This window comes from Vibrio sp. 1641 (genome assembly GCF_033339995.1).
Taxonomy (GTDB): domain Bacteria; phylum Pseudomonadota; class Gammaproteobacteria; order Enterobacterales; family Vibrionaceae; genus Vibrio; species Vibrio alginolyticus.
In genome coordinates this window covers 1-690 of record NZ_JAWOVP010000188.1, presented here as the reverse complement: position 1 = coordinate 690, position 690 = coordinate 1, and the positions used below count along the sequence as shown (strand labels likewise).

At 41.0% G+C, this 690-nt stretch carries 1 pseudogene; it reads left to right on the top strand.

Annotated elements, in window-relative coordinates:
- Positions 1-108: 108 nt before the first annotated feature.
- Positions 109-690, top strand: a pseudogene (locus tag R7Z47_RS24970) (dentin sialophosphoprotein); the annotation flags it as partial.

The following is a 690-nucleotide window of genomic DNA, read 5'->3' as shown; positions in this document are numbered from 1 at the left end:
TGATCCTCTCTTATAATTTCATCGCTTCCCACAACATTTGAAGGAAGCAGCAAGAAGTTAAGTGCAGTCATTTTTAATCAGGAATATATAGGAAATGGAGTAATCGTTATGACTCTAAACAAAACAGGGCTTGCTTTAGCAATGTCAGCAATTTTATTTAGTGGCTCTCTAATCGCGAATGAGATCGATGATGGCAACGATAATATGCAATGGACTGACAGCGCCAATACTGCTATCGGTTTATCAGGCAGCTTTAACGACAACAGTGACAACAGTGCTTCACTGGGTATCGGTGATAGCTTTAACGATAACAGCGATAATCGTAATCAAAGCGACAACCGTAACCAGAGTGATAACCGTAGCTACGCTGATTCAAGCACAACAAACTCGAACAGCTTTAACGACAATAGTAACTATCAAAGTGACTCGAGCTCAACAAATGTTGATAGCTTCAATCAAGTCCATATGGATACAGATATGGTTGTTGCGAGCTCAAGCCTAATGGGTGGTGTTACAGGTGCATCAGTTATTTATGCAACTAACGCAGATGATACTCGAGTTCGAGTTGAAAACATTAACACCCTTGGTGGTCTTGGTGGTGCTGCTGGTATTACTACCGTTGGTCAGAATGCTGGTTCAAATTCACTTGTCCAACAATCTGTTACAACTAATGCAAGTGTGTTTACTGGG